Source organism: Streptomyces endophyticus (assembly GCF_035798155.1).
GTDB lineage: Bacteria > Actinomycetota > Actinomycetes > Streptomycetales > Streptomycetaceae > Streptomyces > Streptomyces endophyticus.
On the sequence record NZ_JAOZYC010000080.1, the window covers coordinates 1 to 588 of the forward strand.

Genomic DNA, 588 nt, shown 5'->3' on the forward strand with positions numbered 1-588 from the left:
ACCGTTGTGTGCGTTCCATGTGTAAGCGAAGCCGTTACGGTCATGGTGCCATGCGTATGTTTTGCCACCTTTGTCGAACAGGATGACTTCGTTGATGCCGTCATAGTCCCACTCGTCGTGTGGAGTCATTTGCATACCCCATTTTGCCATACCTGTGTCCAGGTCACGTGCAAATACTGTCATTGACCATTTGTTGTCGCCTGGACGTACGTCTGGGTTCCATACAGATGGGTTACCTGTACCGTAGTAAACCAGGTTTGTACGTGCATCATATGGCCACCAGCCCCATGTAGAGCCACCACCGTGTTGCCAACCATCTTTAACTGCTTGTGGTTTCAACCAGGTACGTGTACCTAATTCTTTTTCGCCAATTTTCAGTTGGTCGTTAGGGATCTTTTTGAAAGAACCACCCATTTTGTTGCCGCCGTTTACGTCTTGGTAAACTGACAATGCACTGTACTCTGGTGTGTCTTTGTTGAAGTCTGCACCGATCAGCATTTCAGCATCTGGGCCTGTTGAGTAGGCTTTCCATGCCAATGAACCGTCTTTAGCGTTGTAAGCTGCCAAGAAGCAACGTACGCCGAATTC

1 pseudogene is annotated in these 588 nt (G+C 48.5%); it reads right to left on the reverse strand.

The features are described 5' to 3' along the window. A pseudogene (locus tag OKJ99_RS10130) lies at positions 1 to 498 on the reverse strand (hypothetical protein); the annotation flags it as partial. Between the last annotated feature and the right edge of the window lie 90 nt (positions 499 to 588).